This window comes from Nostoc sp. FACHB-190 (genome assembly GCF_014696905.1).
Taxonomy (GTDB): Bacteria; Cyanobacteriota; Cyanobacteriia; order Cyanobacteriales; family Nostocaceae; genus Nostoc_B.
In genome coordinates, this window is record NZ_JACJQW010000034.1 from 30,111 (window position 1) to 57,070 (window position 26,960).

General features: G+C 37.4%; 13 protein-coding genes. 6 read left to right on the top strand and 7 right to left on the bottom strand.

What is annotated here, in order from left to right; genetic code table 11:
* Positions 1 to 51: 51 nt before the first annotated feature.
* The 3 genes from H6G28_RS27680 to H6G28_RS27690 all read right to left on the bottom strand — a co-directional run bounded on the left by H6G28_RS27680 (position 52) and on the right by H6G28_RS27690 (position 6,612).
* Complete coding sequence (locus H6G28_RS27680; protein WP_190675780.1) at positions 52 to 1,488, bottom strand: phospholipase D-like domain-containing protein; 1,437 nt, start codon at positions 1,486 to 1,488, stop codon at positions 52 to 54.
* 17 nt (positions 1,489 to 1,505) lie between these two features.
* Positions 1,506 to 5,063 (bottom strand): serine/threonine-protein kinase, encoded by a 3,558-nt coding sequence (locus H6G28_RS27685; protein WP_190675782.1) that lies wholly within the window; start codon positions 5,061 to 5,063, stop codon positions 1,506 to 1,508.
* A 478-nt stretch (positions 5,064 to 5,541) separates the two neighbouring features.
* The gene (locus tag H6G28_RS27690; RefSeq protein ID WP_190675784.1) at positions 5,542 to 6,612 is read right to left on the bottom strand and encodes a tyrosine-type recombinase/integrase; all 1,071 of its coding nucleotides are present in this window, start codon (positions 6,610 to 6,612) and stop codon (positions 5,542 to 5,544) included.
* 517 nt (positions 6,613 to 7,129) lie between these two features.
* Here H6G28_RS27690 and H6G28_RS27695 point away from each other — a divergent pair.
* Positions 7,130 to 7,708 carry a hypothetical protein gene (locus H6G28_RS27695; RefSeq protein WP_190675786.1) on the top strand — a complete coding sequence of 193 codons (579 nt, stop codon included), beginning with the start codon at positions 7,130 to 7,132 and terminating at the stop codon, positions 7,706 to 7,708.
* Between the two features lie 105 nt (positions 7,709 to 7,813).
* Here H6G28_RS27695 and H6G28_RS27700 read toward each other — a convergent pair whose 3' ends face one another.
* The 3 genes from H6G28_RS27700 to H6G28_RS27710 form a co-directional block, all read right to left on the bottom strand.
* Complete coding sequence (locus tag H6G28_RS27700) at positions 7,814 to 8,647, bottom strand: DNA/RNA non-specific endonuclease (RefSeq protein ID WP_190675788.1); 834 nt, start codon at positions 8,645 to 8,647, stop codon at positions 7,814 to 7,816.
* 752 nt (positions 8,648 to 9,399) lie between these two features.
* Positions 9,400 to 10,962 carry a glycoside hydrolase family protein gene (locus H6G28_RS27705; protein WP_190675790.1) on the bottom strand — a complete coding sequence of 521 codons (1,563 nt, stop codon included), beginning with the start codon at positions 10,960 to 10,962 and terminating at the stop codon, positions 9,400 to 9,402.
* A gap of 328 nt (positions 10,963 to 11,290) precedes the next feature.
* On the bottom strand, positions 11,291 to 11,836 hold the full coding sequence (locus H6G28_RS27710; protein WP_190675792.1) for a hypothetical protein: 546 nt from the start codon (positions 11,834 to 11,836) through the stop codon (positions 11,291 to 11,293).
* A gap of 420 nt (positions 11,837 to 12,256) precedes the next feature.
* On the opposite strand from H6G28_RS27710, the gene H6G28_RS27715 reads away from it, so the two are divergent.
* Both H6G28_RS27715 and H6G28_RS27720 read left to right on the top strand, forming a co-directional pair.
* Positions 12,257 to 13,576: an AAA-like domain-containing protein gene (locus H6G28_RS27715; protein ID WP_199332958.1), complete on the top strand. Its 1,320-nt coding sequence runs from the start codon at positions 12,257 to 12,259 to the stop codon at positions 13,574 to 13,576.
* Positions 13,577 to 14,156: 580 nt separating this feature from the next.
* Entirely contained in the window at positions 14,157 to 16,463 is a 2,307-nt protein-coding gene (locus H6G28_RS27720; RefSeq protein ID WP_190675794.1) for a TOMM precursor leader peptide-binding protein, read from the top strand.
* Positions 16,464 to 16,488: 25 nt separating this feature from the next.
* Here H6G28_RS27720 and H6G28_RS27725 read toward each other — a convergent pair whose 3' ends face one another.
* Complete coding sequence (locus H6G28_RS27725) at positions 16,489 to 17,340, bottom strand: SAM-dependent methyltransferase (protein ID WP_190675796.1); 852 nt, start codon at positions 17,338 to 17,340, stop codon at positions 16,489 to 16,491.
* Positions 17,341 to 17,964: 624 nt separating this feature from the next.
* Between H6G28_RS27725 and H6G28_RS27730 the strand changes: the two genes are divergently transcribed.
* The 3 genes from H6G28_RS27730 to H6G28_RS27740 all read left to right on the top strand — a co-directional run bounded on the left by H6G28_RS27730 (position 17,965) and on the right by H6G28_RS27740 (position 26,621).
* A complete protein-coding gene (locus H6G28_RS27730; protein ID WP_190675798.1) occupies positions 17,965 to 18,588 on the top strand; it encodes a hypothetical protein in 624 nt (207 codons plus the stop codon).
* Positions 18,589 to 18,842: 254 nt separating this feature from the next.
* Positions 18,843 to 20,273 carry a radical SAM/SPASM domain-containing protein gene (locus tag H6G28_RS27735; RefSeq protein WP_190675801.1) on the top strand — a complete coding sequence of 477 codons (1,431 nt, stop codon included), beginning with the start codon at positions 18,843 to 18,845 and terminating at the stop codon, positions 20,271 to 20,273.
* 96 nt (positions 20,274 to 20,369) lie between these two features.
* Positions 20,370 to 26,621: an AAA family ATPase gene (locus tag H6G28_RS27740; RefSeq protein WP_190675803.1), complete on the top strand. Its 6,252-nt coding sequence runs from the start codon at positions 20,370 to 20,372 to the stop codon at positions 26,619 to 26,621.
* The last annotated feature ends 339 nt before the right edge of the window (positions 26,622 to 26,960 follow it).

Below are 26,960 nucleotides of genomic sequence, written 5' to 3' on the forward strand. Positions count from 1 at the left end.
TAAATAAATCCTCCGCCGCCACCGATCGTTTGGCTCATCATTTAAAACAATCTAAGATAACAGCGAAAGTCCACTTTGAAATAGACTATCAATAGTTTCTTTGTCTCTGAGAATAACACCTAATTCATCCCTATAGGTTAGGCTGGGGTCAGCTCTAAATGATAAAAAGTTAAAGCTTGTCACTATGCCAAACTTATCATCACATACAATAATTTTACGGTGAGTATTTTTTACTTTATCAAACTTAAAATTTTTATATTTGCTTGCTAAATCTTCTAATTGTTTAATAGCAAATGGATCATTTTGCTGACCCCAGCCACTTTTTTGTTTAATTCCGTATAAAATATATACTTGACATTCTCTAACTAATGTATCTTCTAATTTCGCTAGAAAATTAATATCAACCACATTACTGCGTATCCAAGGAGAGATTATCATTATTCGATTTTTAGCTTCTTTTAAAGCTTTGAACAGATAGTTACGATGCTCTGAAGTGTGAATTATCTCTGAAATCTTGCTTTGAGTTTTTATCTCCTTAAGTTGTTTACTCAGGGTTTCCCTTTGCTCATTAATTGAGTGAATTTGATTATCTGTAAATGAATCGGTTTCATTAAGAGCATTAATTTTTATAGTGAGTCGTTCTACGGCTTGAATATCATCTTTAAAAACACCTTTAATTACTTCATTATTTGAATTTTCTATTTCTGCTTTCTCTTCATTATTAGTTATATCAAAGCGCAGTATATCATTAAGTACTTTTTGACCTTGAGCATATAGTTGTTCTATAGTTTTTCTGTAGTCTACCTGAATAGAATCTCTTGAAAAAGTTTCATATCCTACTTCAGTATCATCTGGATGATTTTTATAAAAAACTAAAATGACTTCATGCCATTGTGTATAAATTTTTTCAATATTATTGACTTGTATTAGTTCAACTCGATTTTGCCTACTTAATGTCCCTAAAGCTTTTTCAATTTCTTCATAGTAATTAATAACATCCTCTACTTTACCTTTCCTGGGTTTAGGAATTTCTGCCTTTAATAAGTAGGCATCATTATTGCCTACTTTTTTGAATTGAAAGTAATCATATAGCTTTCCATTTAAAGCATCTATATAAAATGTTTCTGTCTCAGAAACAGTATCCAATACTGTCTGTCTTTCAAGAGCATCTAGTGCTATTTCCGTCGCTCTGAAATTTTCTTCTTTTGTTACAAGATTTTTTGAGATTAACCCCGATAACACTTTCTCTACAAAATGGTCATCTACACCTAAAAAATTAGATATTTGATTTTGGTTTACTAACCCGTTTGTAATACATTTAATAACAAACTCTTCTTGAAGCTCTAAATTTCTATTAGATAAATAAGTCAAATCAAGTATAACTACATAAAAAGGATACCCAATTTTTTTGTAATCAATCACTACAGCTTCAGGAAGTGAGTGATATTTTCTGATTTTATTTTGAAAATCGATAGTTAAATCAGACATTGTTGTAGGTAGATATATTAAATTATAAATTGACTAGATGCTAATCTTTCACAAGCTTTTGGGTTACTATCAATATATTCAATTAGTGGTTTGAAAGGATTAGGAAGCCTGCTTGGAGTTCTACCTTCATAAGCCATCACATCATTGCCTACTATAATTAGTAGCTGTTTAGCGCGAGATAAAGCTACATTCAAGCGTCTGTCATCGGAAGTAAATCCTAGTTGCTTTCGTTGATTACTTCTTACTAAATCGTAAATAATGATGTCACATTCTCTTCCTTGAAAGGCATCAACTGTGTGCATGGCTATATGAATATTTTTCCACAAACTTTTATTTTGAGGTGCAACTGTTGCCTCTAGTGTACTTATTTGTGAAGCATAGCCCGCTATGACACCAACTTCTTTATACAAATTGCTAGACTGACAATTCTGCTGAATCTTATCCAAAATAGCCTTGATGAGATTGGCATTATAACTATTGCTGTAACTATTTCCACTTTTTCTTTCTTTTGATTTTTCGATGCTGACATCGCTTGTTGATATCCAGTAGACGCTTTTATTAAATTGGCTTAACTGGTGCTGTTTGGTATTTGGCTCAACAAGCTCACTTTTAACCTGCCTGTCATAAAATAATGTACTAACTAGATTCCCGATATCCGGGTGCATCCTGTACTGATGGTTGAGTGTTATTTTCTTTGTCTTTGGTAATTCTTCATATAGATATTCAAAAAGGCTTATCTCCAGTGCGCGTTTTTCAATATCTTTTTCACTTAGTACCCGGTTTTGTAAATCTCTATCAATGATTGGTGGTAACTGTTTATGGTCGCCGACCAATATTATTTTCTTGCCCCTTGCCATTGGTACAAAAGTTTCTGGAGCAGTAGAACGACCAGCCTCGTCAACAATCACCCAATCAAACTTCAAATCTTTGAGATTAGCAATACCTAAGCAGGTAGCACCAACTACGTTGACACCATCTAAAAATATTGATACTAAATCTATTTGTTTTCGTTTTAGCCTTTCATTCCATTCTTCTTTTAACTTTCTTAAGTTAAAAAAGTTTTTGTAGTGTTCATTATTATCGCCTAGAACAGCCTGCAACCGCCTATACTCTTCATCTATCCAATAAGATAGTAACTTTTTCTCTGGATATTCTATACCAAACTTTTCTACATAATCTTTAATTCTTCCTAATATTTTTTCTTCTAATAACAGCTTTTCATATATAAACTCGCAAGCTAGATCAGCAGCCTGTTGCGAAGAGGTATTTAGGGGAGAGATAACTAACTCGGAATTAAAGCCTTTTATTGCTTCGTTAATCTGTTCTGTTAGATGCTTGACTTGCTCAAGTAGAGTTTTCAAAGATTCAATATCTGCAATTTTCTTTACACCCAAAAGTAGTTCTAGATGCTGGTTTTCATATTCTTGCCAATGAGCAAATGATTTTGTTCTGATTGATTCCTGCCAGTTAATAATTGCTTTTTCTATTTCAAATTGTCTAGCTTCATCTTCAATCTTTTCTTCTCTACCAATCCTCAAAACTCTAACATCTATAGAATCAAGCTTGAGAGTAGAGAGCCTAGTTAATACATTATCTACAGCAATATTAGATTGAGAAGAAATCAAAATTTTATCATTTGGGTATCTACGTAATATTTGTAATACTATTTCTGTAATTACCGAAGTTTTCCCCGTTCCTGGAGGGCCTTGGATTAAAAATATATCCTCAGTAGCTAAGGCTTTACATACAGATTGCTGTTGTGAAATATCAAGTTGTTCATTAAAAAATTGATTGATAAGTAGGGGTTCTACAGGTAGCGAGTTACCAGGGTCAGATATAACTTTGCATAAAGTAGTATTTTCCGAATCACCATACCTAATTGCCCTCAGAGCCTTTCTTCTACGCCCTATTTCAGATTCCTGCGCTTTAAAATCAGTTTCTATTCTCCCTTTTTCTAATAGGGATTCAAATATATCAGGGTTACAAAAATCCCCAATGCTGATATGTAATGTTACAACCATTTCTCCATTTTTGGATTTATCTCCATCGATTATGTCTCCTACAGAAAACTGACTTTCACGATACGGAGGTGATTGTCTTTTGACTGAAATAGTTACAGGTAATGGTGGTGATGTAATTTGTTCAAATTCATCTAAAGATATAGGATTGCTTAAATTGACAATTAATCGTTGATTATCTCTATCATATTCAACTTTGGAATAAGCAAAACTCTGCTTTCTTTCACTAATTATCTTCTCTTCTATTTCAATAACACTTTGCCATCGGCTAAATGTATTATCTACTCCTTTGTTACTTTCAACTTCATTTTTGACTTCTTGTTCTTTCTGTAAAATTTGGTTTACTAAATCACTTAAGTCATTTTTTCTTCTTGGAGTACCTTCTACTTCGACAATTGGAGCAACTTTTACCAATACACCATTTTCAAATAGTCTTTCTGACTGTTGAGGATTAACAAAATTATTCTCTTTGTATAAAACAATTTCGTTAGGGGTGTCTAGATTTATAAACCCCCAATAGGTATAAGCTTGTGATTCTACACCAATTTCAACCGTTAATTTATTTTGTTGTTCTTGTTTACGGCTTTTGATAATGGAAATTAAATCGGAATTATTTTTTAGTCTAGATTCTATATGCCTTTTTACTTTTAAAGACAGCCCATCATATTTGTTTGAATTGGATATCTCATCCTTTAATTTCCGAGTCACACTGAATAAAATAGTTAACTTGTCAGATATATCATCTTTTATTCTAGTAAGAGCTACCCTAATTTCATCAATCTTGGGTCTGTTATCCCGAATTACATCTGTTGCTTTTATTAAAACCTCTATCAGTGAGTCTCTTAGGTTACTATTAATATTCAAATTTGCTACGGCAGAATTATAAAGTATTTCTTTATTCTGCTCTTCTCTAAAATCAATTTTAGCTTCATTGGTAGATAATAAATATAAAAATGTCATAGCTAAAGAATATATATCAGAATCCCTATATACACCCTTTAGTTGGATCTGTTCAGGTGCAGCAAATAGCGGTGTATGATAGCTTCTAATAGTATTAGTCAGAATAGTAGTTGTAATAATAGAGATACCAAAATCTAAAATTTTTGCTAATGGTTGTTCATTATTTTCTACAACCATAATATTATCTGGCTTAATATCCCTGTGGATTACATCTTTAGCATGAGCATGGCTTACAGCATCAAGAATTTGTAAGAATAAATCTATTTTTGTTTTTATATCAACTCCATTGTCAAAATAGTTATTAATATTTTCTCCTTCTAAATACTCCAAAACTAAATAAACAATATTATGCGACGTTTCATAGCCATCTTCAATAAATTTAACTATACTTGGATGATTTAAACGCTTTAGAGTTTGAGTTTCTCTTTCTAAAAGTTTTAGAGCATTCTTATCAGCAGTAGAAATTGTCTTGATTGCATACCGTTCATTTGTTTTTAGCTTTTTGGCTAGATATACAATTCCACTACCTCCCTCACCCAGTAGAGCTTTTATATCGTATTTACCACCAACTACTTCATTAAGTATTCCAGAACTCATATAAGGCCTTTCGATAATTCAATATTATTGGATGGTAGATTATTAAAAATAACTGACACCCCAACAAAAAACACTCTCAACAGTGTAATGAATGAAAACATCTGTTGATAGTTCTTTGTGAGTCAGACAAAAATCTACTGACTGGTTGATAGGATTGTATGCTTATTTACTTATATCACACTTACAAAAAACGTCACCAAACTTGGTAAATCCCTAACTTACCTCTAATAAGGGATTTGTGTTTAAAGTATAACTTTTAATTAGTATTATTTTTGACCCCGATCGCAACTTCCTAAATTAAACCTACACTCATATCAAAGTGCGGTGTTGCACAGGTTGGCGAAGCCCAGCCATACCTTGGAAGCAAAATAACTAAACTATGAGCATTAATCCTGAAGAAAATGACTTACACCCTCTCCCTTGCTCCTCTGCTCCTGGATCGGTCTAAACTGCAAATTAGGTGCTAAAAAGCTTACTTTCAACGACGGTAGTGTCTGAGATTCAGAGAACTCGCTTCATCTTCACCTGCGTGTAGGTAGTTATCAAGCGTAATTTTGCCACTGGAATGTCCTAGTGTTTTTGTAATGACATGAATCGGGGTATGTTTGGCGGCGTGGGTAGCATGAGAATGGCGTAGCCAGTGGGGGGAGGGAATGCGTGATAACCCAGCGCCCTGGGCAATGGATTTAATAATTCGGCGGATATGACGCTCACCTACTGGCTTATTGGTTTTTTGACTAATAAATACAGGTTCAGTTTTATCCTTGGGGCGCTGTCGGTTGGCGAGTAAATATTGATACAGTTCGGTGGGAAGTAGTACGTCGCGTTCCTTATCCCCTTTCCCGACTACCTTGATATAAGGTAATCCCGACTGGTTAAGGTAAACACTACTCCATGTGAGTGTTGCCACTTCCCCAACCCGAAATCCACCACAATAAAAAAGTTCAAATACTAATTGATTGCGTTGAGCCAGAATTTTCTTGTGTTGTGTTTTCGCTTGACTGACTGCAAGTAGTGCCGCATCGCTCATCATCTCGATTTCAGTTTCACTCAGCGTCCGCTCCTTAATTTTTTTACGTTCGGTAGGAACTTTCAGGAGCATTGCACTGTTGGTTCGCAAATATCCAACATCACATCCATAGCGCAAAAAACTTTTGAGTGAAGCCAGCCGCCGCCTAACGCTGGCACGGGCAATTTGTCCAAGATTTTCTTGCTTTAGCAAAAAAGCTTTATATCCATCTACATCTTCTTTAGTAACAGTGTGCAAATTTAAATCGTCAAGGTCGGGGTAATCAGTACCCAATTTGTACTGCACAAAGTGCATGACATCGTTGCGATAAGCCCGCTCAGTTTGCACAGATTCACGAGAACCCAACCAACTAGAAAACAACTCGCTCGTGTTAGAAGCACTGGTGATTTTTGGCGGAACCGTAGCCCGTACAACAGCATCAACCGTCGCCTGAATAAAAGCTAACTGCTCCGGTGACAATTGCGCTATGGCATCGCTCAGTTGGGTATGCCCTACTGTCTCGACTTGTGCCAAGTCCATCACCACTCACCTCAATAAATTTACACACAGCACGAGCGCACAAATAAATGTCCGATAAATGTCCGATAAGTTCTGTTCCCGGACATCTTACTCACCATTCTACATCTTTGTTTGACGCGGATTCGCCCTACCCCAAGGGATACGTCAAGACAGAGGATTGTTAAGTTATGTTGCAATGCTTTTCGCTACTGGCAATGCTATCCCGGATTTCTGAAAGAAAAGGTGTAATCAAAGTTACGAGCGTGATCTGGACTGCTTGCTTCTACAGATGATAACTGGTTTGTATCTCCCACTAGTAGTCTGCCAAGAGAACTTTGTGTGGTGGCTGGCTTCGGGGCAGGGAGCAGGGAGCGGAGGGGAAAGATTCTCCCCCTTGCGCCCTGCCCCCTGCACAAGAGCTAGTTCTACACGGCAATTTTGTGTTGGTGAACTACTAACAGCACTCTGGCTTGCTCAAGATTAGCTCGTTCTAAAGTGGTAAACTTTGTCTATACCAAGGTATGTACTGTGTGTAGAAATGGCAAGAGCTGAACGCGAATCAATTAACTTCAAACTCCCCAAAGTATTAGCAAATGCACTTCGCCTAGCAGCAAGAGAACGGAAAACCACCGCCACAGATTTGGTTATCCAAGGGCTACACCATATTTTAGGAGACGTACCGGGTACAGAAGAAAGTGTAGAAATTCGCTTGTATCAACTGGAAGAAGAGTTTTTTCGTTTCCAGGAAAGTGTGAGGGAAAGTAGCAACGACCAGCAAGAAAAAAGATTAACTAATCTCGAAGGTAAACTCGAAGAACTAGCTCACAAACTTTCACGATTTGAAGGGGCATTGATACAGATGCACAATAGTATCAATACATCAAGGTCACGTAACAAATCAGGCGGCTACACCTATCAGACGAGTGCGCCAGTCAAGCTTCAACCCCACAATGCAGAAGACTTAGCAAAGCGGTTTGGTACTACAGCATCTACCATCGAAGAAAAACGTGCAACATCAAGCCAAAAAGATTTTGAGAGGTGGACACAAGACCGCGACTTTACCAAACGTTCTTGGCGGTTTAATGAGAAAGACAAGCTGTATTACCCAGTTGATTAAGTATTAAATGAGTGAAGTACAAACCCTGCCATTCGAGCGAGCGCCCAAATCATATCTCATATCCTGGAGACAATGACTGTGTATGATGCAGTCCACTAGATTGCTTTACTTGTTACTGTTATCTACTTTGCCTTCAATTACTTCCTGAATATTTGGAGAAACATTAGACAGAAAATCGTAGCCAGTGAGTTGTTCTATTTGATCAACACTGACTTTATAAGCCCTCCAGTCATTATTTAATTCTGGCTCATTGGGAATATTGACTGCAATGACACGAGTATTAGCAGTAATACCATTAATTCCAGAACCAGGATGATCTAGTACGACAACAATCTTCCAAGTTGATTGAGGAATAACCACCTTACCTTTGAGTGGTTGATCTCGACTACCACTAGGCCCTGCAATGATGTAAAGCTCCTGACCTTGACTGACGAGTTCTCGACAATAGTCTTCTAAATTGCCCCATGTATTTCTATTATTATCAGGGGTCTGAGGCATCATATTTGTCATCAGGAACGTAGCCGCATTATCCTCTGTTGTTTTAGTGCGGTCTGCTGAAGGTGCGATGTGACCACGGTCATAACCAGAGCCAGAATACATAGAAGGAGTTACCCGTAACCAACCATTCGGCAATGTTTGATCCGGACGGAAGTTATCTTGGCGTTCGGCGTTTCCTAGCCATGAAGAATTAAGCTGCCAAGCGACCCAGTTGGCTGTTCCCTTACTGTTATTGTAAGAGAGGGCATACTGATACTTGACCATTAAGTAGTTGTCAGGTGTAAGACTCGTTGGCGTTGCACTGCTAGGATTTCCCAAAAGCAAATGCACACTTATTGATGGGGAAAGTTCGGTTGATGGTGGTAGTTGAGATTGAACTGGTGAACACCCAATTAACAGCCCCAGTAAAGCAGCTACGCTCCAAAAACGAGGATTTACCATAGATTTCTGAGATTTTAATGTCTGATTTATTTCACTTCAGCATTTATGATTGTATTTTCAGGTTTTAACTCAGTTAAGTTTCAAGTTGTAAAGTAAGCGAACGCTCGAATGGCAGGGTACACCGGCAACACTTAGAGATGCGATTCTAAGAGCATTTGGACTTTCGTTGAATCAAAGTCATAAAATTTCACATTATCTGTGCATTGACTATTTACTGCAACCTGTATGCCAACGATGGGTTGTTCAAGTTTTATCTTAGGCGTGAATCCACAACCGACACCAACCTCCAGTTATGAGCCAGATGTACACTATTTCTACACGGTTGTATAGAAATAGTGTAGAAACTATCTTGTCTGGCAAATTCTGAGTATAGAAAAAAATATAGAAACAGTATAGAAAGTCAACAGTTCGCTCATCTAGAGTAGAAGTTGGCATCGAGCCGAAATATCTGCAAAAACGGAAATAGCGGCTGAAAAACCTTGCTAATTCTAAGTTTCAAAGATTTTGGTAGTTAGAGAAATTGCCGCTTCAAATGGTCGCCTAATATGTGGCATCAAGACTACATAATTGTTTCTTATTTTGTATAGGAGCGCGATCGCAGTCGGTTGATGCAATAACCTGTGCGTTCATTAGAACAAAAGCAAAATTACTGTGTTAAGCGGATTAAACGGGCAAAGCTTTTAGAGTTGATGGGCGGTATCATCTACCCATCAACTCTAACAGGGTTACTCAATTCGCCAACGGTATCAAGCTTATGGTTGCGGTGGGCAAGTACCTAAATTCCAATCAACATAGAAATCTCTCGGATCGGTCTCACGAAGCCAATTGACAAATCGTTGATAATCGCCAATATTATATATTCCGACACACCCTGCGGTTCCGGGAGAATTTTCTCGCCGATTCCAGTCAATGTGGATTTCGATCGCACTTCTTCGTGTAGAATTTGGCTCCTTATAGGTTAGGGGAGTGGAAACAGGGCCTACTCCTTTATCAGGAAACAAGTATTTTCCAGAGTAATCATCCTTATTATCTTTTCCTCCTGCCCATTTAATGTCCTCGATGTACCATTTTCCTTCGGGTAAAGGTTCACCTGATAGGGGAATGCTTTCAGGGGCAGTTTTAAAATTCTGGCGATTATACTGCCCAGAACATACATTTAGAGAATCTATCAGTTCGCTGTCTTTGTAGTATTCCATTTTCAGAATGAAACACCCGTACTCATCTTTTCGATTTGTCTTGGTCAATTTGAGGTAGTTTTTGTTAGAAGTTCTAAGAGAGTTACTAGGAAGTGGTCTGATGACAATTGAGGAATCTTGTCCCCAAAGTTTTGCCCAGGTTTTTGTCCCAACTTTGCCATCGGCTTCTTCTTCTCCAAAAACTTTAGCCTGGAAAGCTTTTACGGCTTTATCGGTATTAGAACCAAAGTTTCCATCAATTTCTCCTTGGTAATAACCTAAATCTCTTAAGCGGGTTTGTAGATTCTCAATATCCTTTTTAAGGGAGTCTGGAGTTGAGTCTTCGTCCCCCATCCCAATAATTAACAGAGGATTTTGCAAAGCAGGAGGATTTTCAACCTTGGTTATCGAGTCTGATTGTCTCTTTTGAATGAGAATTCGCTCGCCAGGAGGAACAGCGTTATCGGGAGCAAGAAGAAAATTTTGGGCGTTGGGATATTGACGCAAGACAGTAATCAAATCCTCTTTTTTAGGGCTTGCTAAAGTTAAAATTTCTACGATTTTGTTGTCTTTATTACGAGCGACGATAATAGTTGCATCGCTTAAATTTTCTCGATACGCTTGTAACCAAGTAACTTCATTTTGCGGTGAAGGTTCTGCTTTCTCCAGTGGAGTTCCGCTACCAACAGTTTTTTCAAATAAAGCCTTTTCATCTTTGCGTCGATTAGTCAATCCTTCGAGGACTTGCTTAACACCATCTATAGTCCCTTTATTCCAGACTAAAAATTGATCTGCTGCCTCAGAATAATTTCCTGCGTTAAGTTTTTTAAGTAACGTACTGGTTTGAAATCCGCCTGGGCCTATGTTGTAACAAAGAGAAACTAAAGCATCAAATTGGTTTTGATTCAGCGTGACTGTAACGTTTTTACTAACTACTGCGGCAAATTCATCACACTCTAACTTCATGAAAGCTTCTGCTTCTGCTTCTGAAACAACATCTCCCAATTGGACTTCTTGCCCATTAGGATAACGAATCGTTCCATAGCCAATGGTAGGCTTGCCTACAGGATCTAAATAAGCATTGGCTCTGAAGTCTTCCCACTTTTTGATGAGATCGAGACAATTTTGAGAAATATCCATTTTGAAACTCCTTAAGTTAGCTTATTAACAATCAAATATGTCTAAGAGGATATTTGAAAAGTCTTCTTGTGAGTAGCAAAATATTCTAAATCTTCCTAAATACCCCTTCAAAAGGAAGAATTTGAGATAATTTCTCCCCTTTTGAAGAGAGCTAGAGGGGAGCAATAAGTGCCTAAAATCACAATAAATCTAGTTTTCCAACAACTTCTAATACCAATGTATTGTGAAGCTGTATAAAACTTTAGAAAGCTGGAATACTTACTAGGTAAATGTTTTAGCTTTTTCATTCTATGCAACTTCATACAAAATTGGTATAAGGTTCTCTTTCTTAAATTAAGCCGTAGGTAGGTGGCTCTCCAAATTTCACGCTAGAGCAGTTATCAACACGGTAATTATTTGATTTAGGCTCGTTTTCATCCTCAATAATTTTTCCTATTGCCCCACCAATTGAGATTAAACGGCCTACTACTCCTTGAGTGCCACCAAAAATAAGCTTCACAATTGTTTCCCAGTCCAGTCTGGACTTAGGCTTTTTGTAAAGTATCCATTTGTATTTACCTGGCTCTTCACCGGAAAAAATGCCACTACCTATTTTCTCGTCAGTTTTAACAAAGTTTTCACTGATGAAAACTTCTACAGGTTGGTCTGTCAGCTTTTCAATATAAACGCGATTTTCAGTTGTTCTAAATTCTCGATCATCATAAAAAGTTACTCCTGAGCCGACTGACCCAAATATTTTTGCTGATGTTGCTTGACCGTTATACTTACCATTTTGGCCAGTTCTACCATTAAGGCTGCCTGGATCTGAATCAGTCAGTTCTAACTTGAAAACTTCTTGCTCATATAATTCGATTTTGCTTGGCTTTATACTCATATTTTTGTCCTCAAAAAGATGTAAATACAGGCTAGTTTGAGAGGTGGACTTGAATCAGATACCAAGAAATTTGCTAATTGTGTCCGCAGCTATTGGGGGATAGAAAATTCATTACATTGGTTATTGGATATAGCTATAAACACATGCACAGTATATTTATCTCTTGAGCAAATTCCATTAATTACAAATCCTTGTACTCCTTTAGATACACAATATTTATTGCCATTCTTTTATGGTTTTTGAACTGCATATATCGGATAACTTTCTTACCGTCTTGCATATTTTTACTTCCCTGTGCTTGGAACTCGATATATTCATCAAATCCCACCGTATACTGACTTATCGCCTGAGAATTACTGACTTGTGACTGACTTTTATGGTGTTACTGGTACAATCCATACAGTTGTCATAAGATTCTCTATGCCCAGATCACTTAGAGTTCAAAAAAATTGTCTTGAGAAAGCCAAACTTGCACTTATACGTAACGGCTTTCCCAGCCAACGCTCTTTAGCTGAAGATGCAGGATTCGCTCTAGCGACAGTCAGCAACTTTCTGACTGGTAAGCCTGTTGACTATGTGACTTTTGAAGAACTCTGTCGTAAATTGGCACTCGACTGGAGAGAAATTGCAAATCTGGATTTTGAAGTTTCATCCCAAACTACAGATAAAAATCCTAAAATTTCTGAGTTGAGCGATGCAAACCAGGATACCTCGCCCCGCTATCCCAATGGCTCAGTTCCTCTGGGTTCCCCTTTTTACCTAGAACGCGCTCCTCTTGAAGAGCAGGTTAATCAAGAAATAAGAAAACCTGGAGCCTTAGTGCGGATTAAGGCACCCAGAGAGATGGGCAAAACTTCTCTGTTAATGAGAATTCTTGACTCTGCTAAACGCCAGGGCTACCGCACTGTCAGCTTGAACCTGGAGCAGGTTGACCAAGTTATCTTGAGTGATTTGAATCAATTTTTGCGTTGGCTGTGTGCCAACATTGCACGTCAGCTTCAGTTAGAAGCGAAGCTAGATGAATATTGGGATGAGGATCTGGGTAGCAAAATTAGCTGCACTTCCTACGTCGAAGAGTATCTACTAAAATCAATAGGGACTCCCCTCGTTTTGGCGTTAGATGAGGTAAATCAAATTTTTGAGCATCCTCAAGTAGCAAAGGATTTTTTACCCTTGTTGCGATCATGGTACGAAGAAGCCAAAAGATTGCCGATTTGGCAAAAGCTCCGCTTGATTGTGGTTCACTCGACGGAAATTTACGTTCCCCTCCAACTTAACCAATCCCCTTTTAATGTAGGGCTGCCAATTCAGTTAAATGCTTTTAGTAAAGAGGAGGTGCAGCAGTTAGCTCAACGCTACGAACTTGACTGGTCAGATGGTGATGAAGCTAGGCAACTGATGGATCTGATCGGAGGACATCCCTCACTAGTACACACTGCTATCTATCATCTTAGTCAAAGGGAGATAACTCTGGAGCAACTGCTGGAAACTGCCCCAACTGCCACCGGAATTTATTCTCATCACCTGCAACGCCATTTGGTAATACTGCAAGAACGGCCGGAATTAGCCAGATCCCTTAATTGTGTTATATGTACCAATGAGCCAGTAGAATTAGAGGCTATCGTGGCTTACAAGTTAAGCAGTATGGGGCTGATTAAACAGTCAGGAAATAAAGTAATATCAAGCTGTGAGTTGTATCGGCAGTTTTACGTGACAACTTTCGCGTTTTCCCTAACTTAACCTGAGCAAGAGGCTTTGGATGTTATTAAAAACAACATTAAAAAACTATTTCCTTCTCTACAAAATTTACGCATAGCCGTAGCCCGATGTAGGTATTACATACAACAATTTTTCGAGCAATGTACATAATGAGTAGATAATATCTATTTCCTGCTATAAGTTTATTTACAAGCTTTTATGCAGTTTTATATTAAATTGGTATAAGCCTTCTTTTGTTACTACGAGGAGAGAAAAATATAGCCCCAACTTTGAATGCTAAACAAAATAAAGAATTAAGCGATTGCATATCTCTTTTAGCATCTAAATTCCCTTGTTGAAAATAAACGTAGAAATAGGGGTTTGGGATTGTTTTCTGCTGAAGTTAACAAAAAAGGGATAAGTATGATTAGCGATCGCTATTTGAAAAAATTTCTGGTTTACTGTTACTAGGATGTCAACTATAGGAATCCGGTTTAATGCTTGAAATTGTTTGTGTACACAGACAAGAGGTAAAAAGCAAGACCCAAAAAGATTACAGAAAATGAAGGTATACTAAGTTTTTTTAAAAAATTAAATAGGAGTTCTATAAAGAATAATAAATATGCTAGATAAAACACATTTCAATCCCTGTTATTCTATTGCAACTATAGAACCCGAACAAGTATTTTTGTTATCAGAGAGGGAGAAAATTTGGTTAAACGATCGCCTTTCTTGTAGTTTAGCTGCTTTAATCGATAGCAATCTCAGTATTGATGAAATTATTGACACCATTCAACAGTCGCTACTGCAAGATCCAAAATCTTTTGAGGAAGCAGCTACCTTTTTCCAAGAAGTTCTCAATGTAAGTATTAAAGCCCAATATGCTTTGTACCAAATGGAACAAAAGGGTTATCTTGTCAAACCAGATAACTCTTTGCCCTCGCATTTAAAGATTTTTTGTCATCATCTCAATATCACTCCCACCTTAGCCTATCAACGATTGCGCTCAACTAAAGTAGCAGTAAAAGCATTAGGTTCAGTTGCTGCTGGGGACTTCATTGCTATGCTTGAATCTCTCCAAATTCAAGTAGCAGACATTGGTGATTTGACAGTAGTTTTAACTGATGACTATCTCAATCCTGAGCTAGATAAGCTCAATCAACAAGCCCTAAAGTCCCAATCTTCCTGGATGTTAGTTAAACCATTGGGAACAATAGTCTGGCTTGGCCCTTTATTAGATCCTAAAAAAACTGGATGTTGGGAATGTTTAGCCAAGCGTTTGCGAGATAATAGACCAATTGAAGGGTTTATTCAGAGACAGAAGCCCATTTATCCAGCTTTAACACCTCCTTTAGGATTTTTGACATCTACTGTACAAACTGCATTAGGAATGGCAGCCACCGAGGTGTTTAAATGGATTGTGCAAGGGGAAAATAAACAATTAGAAAACAATCTAATCACTTACGATGCGATCGCGCTGCAAACTCAAAATCATGGCTGGGTGAAACGTCCTCAATGTTCTAGCTGTGGAGAGATGGTAAATGGGTTAAGCAACAACCCCCTACCTCTTGTTTTAGAACACCGCCAGAAAACCTTTACCGCAGATGGAGGACACCGTATTTGTTCGCCACAAGAAACTCTCAGGAAATATCAACATCATATTAGCCCCATTACTGGCGTAGTGCGAGAACTGAATAAAATTCCTGGGGATGGATTAACTCATAACTACATTGCCAAACATCATTTTCACAGTATTTTTGACGATTTCAACGGCTTACGGCAAAATTTGGGAGGTAGAAGTGCAGGGAAAGGTAGGACTGACTCTCAAGCTAGAGCTAGTGGTTTTTGCGAAGCGATCGAGCGTTATTCTGGAGTGTTTCAAGGGGAGGAAATTAGAGAAAAAGCCAGTTACCAACAAATGGGGGATAAAGCGATTCATCCCAATGCTTGCATGAACTTTAGTCAACAGCAATATCAAAATAGAGAGCAGTGGAATGTTGAATGTCAAGGCTGGTTTCAAAAGGTTCCAGAACCGTTTGATGAACAAAGAGAAATTGACTGGACTCCTGTTTGGTCTTTAACCCATCAGGAATTTAAGTATCTACCAACGGCTTACTCTTATTATGGCTATCAACCGGACTATAAACCCGACTGTTGGGCTGATTCCAATGGGTGTGCCGCAGGTAATACTATCGAAGAAGCTATTCTGCAAGGGTTTATGGAGTTAGTAGAGCGTGATGCTGTCGCCTTATGGTGGTATAACTTCCTGCAAAAGCCGCAAGTAGATTTAGATAGTTTCGACGAGCCTTATTTTCAAAGCCTGAAGCAATATTATCAAACTATTAATCGGGAACTTTGGGTTTTAGATATTACCAGCGATCTGAATATTCCAGTTTTTGCTGCTGTTACTCGAAGAAGCGATCGCGAAGTAGAAGATATTGTTTTGGGTTATGGCGCTCATTTCGATGCCAAAATTGCTATTAGTCGAGCCTTAACTGAAGTTAACCAAATTTTACCCAACGTTTTATTAACGCAAGCCGATGGCAATACCCAATATCCTCCATCAGCCGATCCCTTGGCTATTGACTGGTGGACAACTGCGACTTTGACAAATCAATCTTATCTAATTCCTGATGATCGAGTTGCCGCTAAAGTCGCTGTAGATTATCCTCAAATCGCCAGTGACAATCTTTTAGAAGATATTAAGCTGTGTCAACAAATCGTTGAGAAAAACGGTATGGAAATGCTGGTTTTAGATCAAACTCGTCCTGACATTGGACTAAGGGTAGCTAAGGTAATTGTGCCGGGGATGAGGCACTGGTGGAGTCGGTTAGGTGCAGGGAGATTGTATGAGGTTCCGGTCAAAATGGGTTGGTTGAAAGAAACCTTAACAGAGGCAGAACTTAATCCTTTCCCGATGTGGATGTAAAAATTAAAACTACACTTATCCCATCTCAGAAATTCATACGTCTGGCAGAAACGAGATAGTGATTAAAAACACTTGAGGTTTTACTCGATACAGGGTAAGGCCAACGACCATAGTTTGCTTCTGCTTCTCCTAAAACTACAATCTTTGGTTGCCTTGGTTGCCATCCATATTGCAAAATGAATTGCTCAGGATTGGAAACACCAAAAAGCCAAGGACATCCCAGATTTCTGAGCTTAGAGAGAAATTGTTGTGCATAGGGAGAGTTTAGAAGCTCTGCTTCCACGAAATCCATTCCAAGCCAGCTACCTGGACAGGCAAGACTTTGTAGTGTTTCAAGCACACTCGCCACAGTCGTGGGTTTTAGGTAAAACATTAGTCCCTCGAACAGAAATGCTGCGGGTTTATATCGGTCAAAGCCAACGTCGGTAAGAGCAGTTTCCCAATCCTGTTCCAAGTCTGTTACTACGACCTTTCGTATACACTTTGCTCTAGCATTTAAATTTAGAAGGATAGGCTCTTTGTATTGAAATATTTCTTGACGATCTACTTCAAATAGTTGAACGCCATCCATCCAGGGCAAGCGAAAAGCACGAGCATCCATTCCGGCTGCTACTATAACAACCTGTTTGAGAGATAATTCCTGGACAGCCATCAGCAAAGCATCATCAAAAAAACGAGTCCGAATAGAAATACCAGGATGTGGATCATTCGCTGACAAACCAGGAGAAAATACTCTCAAATCTGAGAACAGTGCAAACCCTCTGTCACCGGCAAAAAACCGAGCGTATCTATCTACAAATAGCCGTTGTCGATACTCAGTTTCATAGGCTCGTGCTGCTGCGATATATAGAGATGTAAGCCCCACAGAACTCAACATAAAATAATTGACAAAATTAGTTCATCATGGTAATTTTATGTCAATAATAGGCAATTTGCTATTTATTGCTCATTATTCTAACTATTGTTAAAAGTAATAAATGTTGGCTCTTCTAGACTAGCTATAACAAATTAATACTTGATACTAGGTTAAATCCTTACATAGTATGGGATTCAAGATTAATAAAATAAATTTCTATTAAATCTTTAATTTCATTTTGGAAAAACCTTTTTATATCAATTGTTTTAGCCGTTTTTTAGAGTTAATTTATCAACCCAAGTCTGGAAGAGCCTAAATGTTTTACTCTCTCTAATTAATAGTTAAAAGCTTAATTCTTCCATAATTGCCTGATTATTTATTAACACTCTCTTAAGAAATTGCAAGGTTTCCTTACATTCATACTGGAGAATAGCCTTAAACAGATTTTAAAAAACATTTCTGTTTCTTTATATCGATTTTGAATGTGATCGCTTTTCTTTAACACTCTTTTTATGCTAGAGTGTCAAATTTGAAAATACACCCAGTTAAATAGCGTCACTGGTTATAGTTGTCCCATGAGATGAGTGATTTGAGGATTTTTCATCACTTCAACATTTAGTAAATTTATGAAAATAGGAGATTGAAATGGAATCCCAAGATTGGAGAGAATCTGAAGATTTTTTCAAGCGTTTTTTATTACAGGGTAAGATAATTTCTCAACTAATTACATTTTGGTGGCGATATGATGAGAACCCAGGAACAAAAGAAATTGATCAAAAGAAAATAGAGACAGCAAAACTTCTAAAGAAACTTTTCTTTCCAGGATTTCCTGACGCTTCACCAGGTCGTATATCTTTCGCATCTCCATCTTTAATTGAGCTATTTAAAGCAGACCCCAGATCACATATTAATGAAGAAAATCCGGAAGAATATGTTGATATTCTAATAACTATCTTTGGCAGAGATCGTATTTGTAACGAAAAAACATACCTTTCTCCTATATTCAATTCTACTGAACTGGGATTAGAAAACGGAAATAATCTTGCACGTTACGAATTTAAAATTGATACTAGCGGTACAAAATTTGGCAAACTTACTGACCCTGAAATAGTTATAGAAGAGGAAAATTCCCTTTTGAAATATATATATATTATTCCAATTCCTGACCGCCCTGGAACAAGCGATAATTTCAATAATATTTATCAACAATGGATTTCAAATGAAAATGATCTATATCCTTCTAACCAACTGATACCCTTTACCACTTAAATAGAGGTATTAGAAACTTATAGCCCTAAGCTAGGAAAATTATGATTTAGCGTTATCATAGGGTTTCTTAAGCAACTTAGATACACTTAAATCTTTTCCAGCAAAAGAAACAGCTTTAAAAACATACCTCACCAGGTTGGGAATTGCTATAAGTTAAATATTGATAGACCCACAGCTAGGAACTGCTTGTGGGTTTTTATATAGATATTTGCACTGAAAAATGTAGAGATAGATAATATCAATAAGTAAGAATTATGATTATTAAAGATCCCCAAAAAATGCTACCAAGTCAAATTAAAGTCGAAGGCGAAATGCGGGACATGATACTGGAAATTCCTCCTCATAATATTCCCTTACATCCCAAAAGTATAGAAAAACTTTTTGCAGCCATTAAATTTGGAGAGCAAGCGGTAGCTTTCAGACCTTTCATCCCCATTGCATCTGACTTAGGTTTATGTCCAACCTATCCTACATTAGCCTACTTGTATCCTCAAAAGTTAAATCATAACGAAGATATTGAGAAGCAATTATTACAGAAATCTGGCAAGATAACGCAGAATACCCTTAATGCTTTAAATCAATTTACCCTAATTTCCCAAATTGATATTGAGGAGCAGCTACATTACTTTGGCGATTTTTATGGAATAGCGGCAAAGCCATCCTATATCAGAGTTGTCGTGAGCAATACCTGTAATCTCAAATGCGTCATGTGTCCTTATCACAGCACTTCGCTGAAATTAACTCACACAACAGACTTCTTTAAGAGCAACAAAACAATGTCTTGGGAAATGATGGAGCGTCTCGCCAAAGATTGTGGAGAAGCAAAAATCATGATTATTCTTGGGAACATCGAAGAACCAATGCTACACCCCAACCTTGTCAAATTTGTCGAATATTGTCGGCAGCAAGGGGTTCCTGGAGTTCATCTGACTACCAATGGTCAACTCCTCGATGAAAATCGAGCTAGGTCGTTATTGAAAGCAGGCTTAACCAGTATCGATATTAGCATGGATGCCGCAGATCCAGATACCTATCTCAAGATTCGGGGTGCTGATCTCAATCGAGTTGAAACAAATGTTTTCAATTTTTTGAAGCTGCGGGATGAGTTAGCTATTCCCTGTTATGTAAGAACATCTTTTGTGAGAAATCAGAATATTACACTGGATGAAGAAGAAAGATTCCGAGAACGTTGGCTTGCAAAAGCTGATGGCGTATTTATCAATAATGTAGCCCAATATAAAGAAACTAATACACGCCTTGGTAAAACTAACCAGACTGTACAAGCTTCACTAAAACACTATCTTAAAAAAGCTCAGGGACGTTGGCCATGCGTGTTTCCCTTTACTGAAATGGCTGTTTTGCCTGATGGCAGAATTTATTATTGTGTTGAAACTTTATTTAGATTGGGCTTTGATCAGAATCTTGAAAGTTTAGGAGATTATAATCAACAAACATTACAAGAGATTTGGCATGGGGAGCTATTCAAGCAGCTTCGACGAGATTTGCTCCTTAACCAGTTAGAAAATAGATCAGCCTGTAAAAGTTGTGAACTATGGATGGCACAGGTTTTATCTAGAGAGTCTAAAAATGGGTTTGAGGTTATGACAAGCACCGTAACCGAGATTTATCACTCTGGTTTTAGGCAACAGAGAACCGAAAACGGGGAACAGAAATATTCAAATTAAGTGCAATATCTAAGATCAAGCTGTAACTTCATGACTCCGAGAAATGCTATACCATACAATCAGAAAGAAAGAGACTGGTGAGTTAGGAGTCTTAGTATGAGAGCGATAGCAGAATATCACATTAGTCAGAAGATATATGAAAGTGATAATTCGCTAGTCTATCGGGCTAATCTCAAGCGAGATAATCAACCAATTATTCTTAAAATTCTTAAAGAGAATTACCCAACTCCCTCAGAATTGACTCGATATAAACAGGAATATGAAATCATACGACATCTGAACGTAGATAATATTATCAAAGCCTACGATTTACAGCGATATGACAATAGCCTAGTTATGTTTTTAGAGGATTTTGGCGGGAAATCCCTAAAACTGTTAATGTCGGAACGCAGGTTTAGTATAGAAGAAATTTTCATCATTGCTATTAAGACCTCTGAAAGTTTAGCTGCTATTCATGCAGCGAATATTATCCATAAAGATATTAATCCCTCCAATATTGTCTATAATCCAGAAACTAAACAACTGAAGATTATTGATTTTGGTATTTCTACCCGTTTATTTCAAGAAAACCAAACCCTTTGTAATTTAAATCAACTAGAAGGTACTTTAGCCTACATTGCACCAGAACAAACTGGCAGAATGAATCGAGGAATAGATTATCGTAGTGACTTTTATTCCCTTGGTGCAACCTTCTATGAACTCCTAACGTATCAACTCCCCTTTGCAACCACTGACCCAGTAGAGCTGGTTCATTGCCATCTTGCACAACAAGTAGACCCCCCTCATACACTCATTCCTACTATTCCGTTGACGGTATCAAAGATCGTCATGAAGTTGTTAGCTAAAACCCCAGAGGAACGATACCAAAGTGCTTGGGGGCTAAAAGCTGATTTAGAAACTTGTTTTAAACAGTGGCAGACTCAAGGACAAATTTTACCTTTTCCGCTAGGACAGCAAGATATTTCGGATAAGTTTCACATTCCCAAAAAACTCTACGGACGGGAACAAGAAGTTTCTCAAGTATTGGACACCTTTGAGCGAGTGAGCCAAGGTACCACTGAGATGATATTGGTTGCTGGCTATTCAGGGATTGGGAAATCTGCTTTAGTTCAAGAAATTCACAAACCAATTGTAAGGCAACGAGGTTATTTTATAACTGGAAAATTTGACCAATTCAAGCGCGATATTCCCTATGCTGCTATTAGCACAGCTTTCCAGGACTTAATCCGTCAACTTCTGAGTGAATCTGACGCAGACATTAAAAATTGGAAAGCAAAAATTTTAGAAGTCTTAGAACCTAATGGGCAGGTCATAATTGACCTAATCCCTGAACTAGAAAAAATTATTGGTAAACAGCCGTCTGTTGAAAAACTTGGAGCTAATGAAGCTCAAAATCGATTTAACTTATCTTTTCAAAAATTTATTAGCGTTTTCAGTCAGCAAGAACATCCTTTAGTCATTTTCCTTGATGATTTACAGTGGGCAGATTTGCCTTCACTGAAGTTAATTGAACAGTTAATTACCGATTTTGATAGCAAACATTTATTAATTATAGGAGCTTATAGAAATAATGAAGTCAACCCAACTCATGCTTTAATGCTGACGTTAGCATTAGTTAAAAAAGCAGGTATTAGGGTTAATGAAGTATTTCTAAATCCATTGAGACTAGAGCAAATAAATCAATTACTTGCTGATACACTGCTTTGTTCTACAGAGACTTCAGCGCCGCTAGCAGAATTACTAACAAACAGAACTCAAGGGAATCCCTTTTTCTTAACTCAACTACTAAAATCTCTGTACGATGAAAACCTTATATCATTTAATTATACTAAACGCTCATGGTGTTGGAATATTGAGCAGATTCTAAGGACAGGCATTACTGATAATGTCATAGATTTGATGGTTAGTAAAATTAATAAACTTAGTGAGAACACTCGGAATGCTTTAAAGTTGGCAGCCTGTATTGGTAATAGATTTAACCTAGAAATTCTCTCCAGCATTAGAGACAAATCTAAAACTTCCATAGCTCAAGATATTCAATCAGCTCTTCAGGAAGGGTTAATTGTCCCACTGAGTTATGATTACAAAATTCCCTTGCTTTGGGAACATGAAGAAATTTCAAGTGATTCTTCAGCCGTCTCTTCTAATTTTATTCCTAGTTTTCCTTCAGTTATTCCCTACAAATTTTTACATGACCGAATTCAGCAAGCAGCTTATACTCTAATTGCAGAAGAAGAAAAGAAACTCATTCATCTGCAAGTGGGAAGACTTCTGCTAAAGAATATGAGAAAAGATAAAAATGAGGAAAATATTTTTGATATTGTCAATCAACTTAATGAAGCAGCATCTCTAATCACTGACCAATTAGAAAAAGACGAACTAGCTCAATTAAATCTTTACGTAGGTAAAAAAGCTAAGGCCTCAGCTGCTTACGAACCAGCATTGAAATATTTAGAGACTGGATTAAAACTTTTAACAAAAAATAGTTGGGAAAAGCAGTATGAATTGACTATAGAGCTTTATTTAGAAACACTTGAAGTGCTTTACTTAAATACAAAATTTGAAGAAGTAGAAGAGCTTTCCATATTTATTCTGCAACACACGCAGGAAATTCTGGATAAAGTAAAAGTGTATCAAGTAAATATACTAGTATACAATTCTAAATCCCAAGAGCAACAAGCAATAGATACTGCTCTTAAAGCTTTAGCAGAACTAGGTATAGAAATATCTCAAGACCCTAGCGAAATAAAAGAGAGAATTAAGCAAGAACAAATATTTTTAGATAGATTTTTGAAAGAAGTACCAGTTCAAAGTTTAGCGAATCTCTCTCCTATGACTGATCCATATAAATTAAGTGCTGTACCATTATTGCAACAAATTATAGCCTCTACAATAATCACTAATTTTCTCTTGCATATTGAAGTTGTCTTAATTCAACTTAACCTTTGTCTAAAATATGGTAATCCTCCTCAATCACCCTGTCCTTATATATTTTATGGAACGTTTCTCTGCAAGGGAATAGACAATATTGGTTTAATGAGAGATATTCATTTAGGTAATGAATTTGGAGAATTGTCTATTAGTTTACTATCTGAATCTCAACTTCCTGAACTAGAGACTCTAGTTATTCATATCTACTATGCGTTTATATATCAATGGAAGAACTACCTCAGAAATAAGATTGCATTAGAACGGTTAATCAAGGCTTTTCAAAGGGGATTAGAGACTGGGGATTATCAATATGCTTGTTTTGCATCTGCAAGTTTTTGTCTTATTAAATTATTTGGGGGGTATCACTTAGAAGAAGTTTCTCAGGAGCTTGCAAAATATACTAAGCTAATGAAGAAATTAAAACAAGAATATAGTTACTCTTCTGTAATTATATATGAAAAAACCACGATTAATTTAATTGAAGGATATGAAAACAACTTTTGCTTGGTAATTGGTCGTAATCAAAAAGAAGAAGAGGAATGTATAAAAACGGCTAACACTTGGCTTTTATGTTGGTTATGTATTGCTAAAATAATTACACATTATATCTTTAAAGAAAACGATTTAGCTATTGGTAATGTATTAAAAATTGAAAATTATGTTGAATATCTTAGTTCTCACTTAAATTTATCACAATATAATTTTTTCTCTTCTCTATCACTGCTTGCTAGTTATTATATTCTAGATGTATACACACAAAATAAGTTTTTAAAGCTAGTAGATAAGAACCAGGAAAATATGAAAATCTGGTCTAGCTACTGCCCAGAAAATTTTCAGCACAAATATAATTTAGTAGAAGCGGAGAAAGCTAGAGTATTAGGACAAAATTGGCAAGCAGAAGAATTGTATGAAAAAGCAATTCAAGGTGCTAAAAAACATGAATTTATCCACGAAGAAGCTATAGCTTACGAACGTGCAGCAGAATTTTATCTTGCTTTAGGTAGAGAAGAAATAGGAAAACTATACTTAAGAAATGCCCATCATTGTTATAGTCGCTGGGGTGCAAAAGCCAAAGTTCAAGCTTTAGAATCAGAATATCCTCAGTTTCTAGTAGGTATAACCAACCGAAAAGAAGTCTTAAGCATGACGACAACTGAATCTACTGGTGCTACAAATCCTCAAGTACTCGATCTGATAACAGTTACCAAAGCCTCTCAAGTATTAGCTGGTGAAATTGAACTAGACAAACTACTGGCTAAGTTAATGAAAACTGTAATTGAAAATGGAGGCGCTCAAAAAGGCTTTCTGCTCCTTGAAAAAGATAATAAATGGGTGATCGAAGCTGAAGGGACAGTAGATTCCGATGATGTTAATACACTACAATCCATTTCAGTAGACTTCGTAGATGATTTAACTCACCTCCCCCTCTTGTCATCTGCGATTATCAACTATGTTGCTCGCACGCAGGAAAGCGTAATTTTAAATGATGCTGCCCATGAGGGACAATTTGTTCGTGATCCGTATATTGTCGCCACTCAACCTAAATCTGTTCTTTGCACACCCTTACTTAATCAAGGTAAGCTTAACGGCATCTTATATCTGGAAAATAATTTAACTACTGGTGCTTTTACACCTGATCGCCTAGAAGTTTTAAAACTCTTGTCTTCTCAAGCCGCAATTTCTCTTCAAAATGCTCAACTTTATGTTGCACTATATGAGAACGAGAAAAGATTAGCCCAATTTTTAGAAGCTATGCCCATAGGTGTCTTTGCACTTAATGCTAAGGGCGAACCCTACTATGCAAATCAGGCTGCCCAGCTCATCCTTGGCAAGGGAATTGTAACTGGAGCCACAACTGATCGATTGACCGAAACTTATCAGGCTTATTTAGCAGGGACAGACCAATTATACCCAACTCAACAACAACCCATTGTACGAGCTTTAAATGGCGAAAGTACGACTACGGATGATATAGAAATTCACCAAGTTGATAAAACAATTCCTTTAGAAGTATCAGCTACTCCTGTTTACGATGAGAAGGGACAAATTATCTATGCGATCGCTACCTTTCAGGATATCACCGAACGCAAACAAGCCGAAGCTGATCGGGTTGAGTTTACCCAAGAACTAGCCCTCAAAAATCTTGCTCTAGAACGAGCGAAAGATGAACTAGAAGGGTATAGCCGGACTCTAGAACAAAAAGTCTCAGAACGCACACAAGAACTGTCACAAACATTAGATATTCTCAAAGCCACCCAAGCAGAACTACTATTTGAAAACGAGTTACTTAGAAGTACCGAACAAGCCAGCACTTTTGACTATCAAGTAGGAGGAAGCTTGCCAATGGATGCTTCCACTTATGTAGTGCGTTCCGCAGATCGTTACCTCTACAAAGCTTTGAAGCGCGGAGAGTTTTGCTACGTTCTCAATCCCCGGCAAATGGGAAAGTCCAGTCTCATGGTACGCATGATTCACTCCCTCCAGCGCGAGGGAGTTTGTTGTGCGCCGATTGATATGACCCGCATTGGCAGCGAAAATATTACCCCAGATCAATGGTATAAGGGATTAGCTTCTGAGTTAGGGCGACGTTTGGGTTTACGAAGCAAAGTTAACCTAAAAGCTTGGTGGAAAGAGCGAGATGATATTTCTCCAGTTCAGAGGTTGAGTGAATTTATTGAAGAAGTCCTGCTAGTAGAAGTCGGGATAGAAAATAACATTCCCTCAAAACAACTGGTCATTTTTATCGATGAAATTGATAGTGTTTTAAGTTTGAATTTCGCAGTTAATGACTTTTTTGCGCTGATTCGCTACTGCTACAATCAGCGCAGTCTCAATCCACAGTATCAGCGTTTGACTTTTGCTTTTTTTGGAGTTGCTACCCCCTCAGATTTAATTAGTAATATCCAAACAACCCCCTTTAACATTGGTCAGTTTATTCAACTGGAAGGTTTTAAAGAACATGAAGCCCAACCGTTGCTACAAGGATTGGCAGAAAAAGTGAGCAATCCACAAACCGTGCTTAAAGAAATCTTAGCCTGGACAAACGGGCAGCCTTTTCTTACCCAAAAACTCTGTAAGCTCATCCGCAATACTTCATCTCCTATTCCCAATGGCGGTGAAGTCTCCTGGATTGAGAATTTAGTGCGGACGAATATAATAGATAATTGGGAATCCCAGGATGAGCCAGAACATTTGAGAACCATCCGCGATCGTCTTCTCAAGAGTAACAAGTCTGTTCAACTACTAGAAGTTTTTCGACAAGTTTTGCACCAAGGAGAAGTTATCGCCGTTGGCAGCCCAGAAGAAAAGCAATTGCTCTTGTCAGGTTTAGTAGTCAAACAACAGGGAATTTTGAGAGTCCAAAACCGTATTTATAAATTGATCTTTGACAGCAGTTGGGTTGATCTGCATATTTAGGAAGGAGTTTGTTGACATACTCCTTAGCCTAAATCTTCAGCTAAAGAAGGGGCGTGAGTAGCAACGGATACTGTTGGCGAATTCCCCAAGCAGCTAAACCAAGTAGTTCAGTAATGAAACTTAGTTACAAGTCAGAAATAAGTCAGTAAATCTCACGTTTGAACTCAGTTAGCAGTAGAGTTTGATGAATATATAGGGTTCAAACAGGCTGAACTTCTGAAAATAAGGATTATGAGTGTAAAGATAGCAATCCAATATGTAGCTGATCTTTGTGATCGCTATTTTTTTAGAAAGATTGCTATTTTGGCAAGTAGTCTAAGACTTCACGTAAGGATTCAG

What these genes read in the sequence shown, in the direction of transcription:
- H6G28_RS27680 (WP_190675780.1), bottom strand. Translation starts at nt 1,488, where the DNA reads ATGTCTGATTTAACTATCGATTTTCAAAATAAAATCAGAAAATATCAC.
- H6G28_RS27685 (WP_190675782.1), bottom strand. Translation starts at nt 5,063, where the DNA reads ATGAGTTCTGGAATACTTAATGAAGTAGTTGGTGGTAAATACGATATA.
- H6G28_RS27690 (WP_190675784.1), bottom strand. Translation starts at nt 6,612, where the DNA reads ATGGACTTGGCACAAGTCGAGACAGTAGGGCATACCCAACTGAGCGAT.
- H6G28_RS27695 (WP_190675786.1), top strand. Translation starts at nt 7,130, where the DNA reads ATGGCAAGAGCTGAACGCGAATCAATTAACTTCAAACTCCCCAAAGTA.
- H6G28_RS27700 (WP_190675788.1), bottom strand. Translation starts at nt 8,647, where the DNA reads ATGGTAAATCCTCGTTTTTGGAGCGTAGCTGCTTTACTGGGGCTGTTA.
- H6G28_RS27705 (WP_190675790.1), bottom strand. Translation starts at nt 10,962, where the DNA reads ATGGATATTTCTCAAAATTGTCTCGATCTCATCAAAAAGTGGGAAGAC.
- H6G28_RS27710 (WP_190675792.1), bottom strand. Translation starts at nt 11,836, where the DNA reads ATGAGTATAAAGCCAAGCAAAATCGAATTATATGAGCAAGAAGTTTTC.
- H6G28_RS27715 (WP_199332958.1), top strand. Translation starts at nt 12,257, where the DNA reads ATGCCCAGATCACTTAGAGTTCAAAAAAATTGTCTTGAGAAAGCCAAA.
- H6G28_RS27720 (WP_190675794.1), top strand. Translation starts at nt 14,157, where the DNA reads ATGCTAGATAAAACACATTTCAATCCCTGTTATTCTATTGCAACTATA.
- H6G28_RS27725 (WP_190675796.1), bottom strand. Translation starts at nt 17,340, where the DNA reads ATGTTGAGTTCTGTGGGGCTTACATCTCTATATATCGCAGCAGCACGA.
- H6G28_RS27730 (WP_190675798.1), top strand. Translation starts at nt 17,965, where the DNA reads ATGGAATCCCAAGATTGGAGAGAATCTGAAGATTTTTTCAAGCGTTTT.
- H6G28_RS27735 (WP_190675801.1), top strand. Translation starts at nt 18,843, where the DNA reads ATGATTATTAAAGATCCCCAAAAAATGCTACCAAGTCAAATTAAAGTC.
- H6G28_RS27740 (WP_190675803.1), top strand. Translation starts at nt 20,370, where the DNA reads ATGAGAGCGATAGCAGAATATCACATTAGTCAGAAGATATATGAAAGT.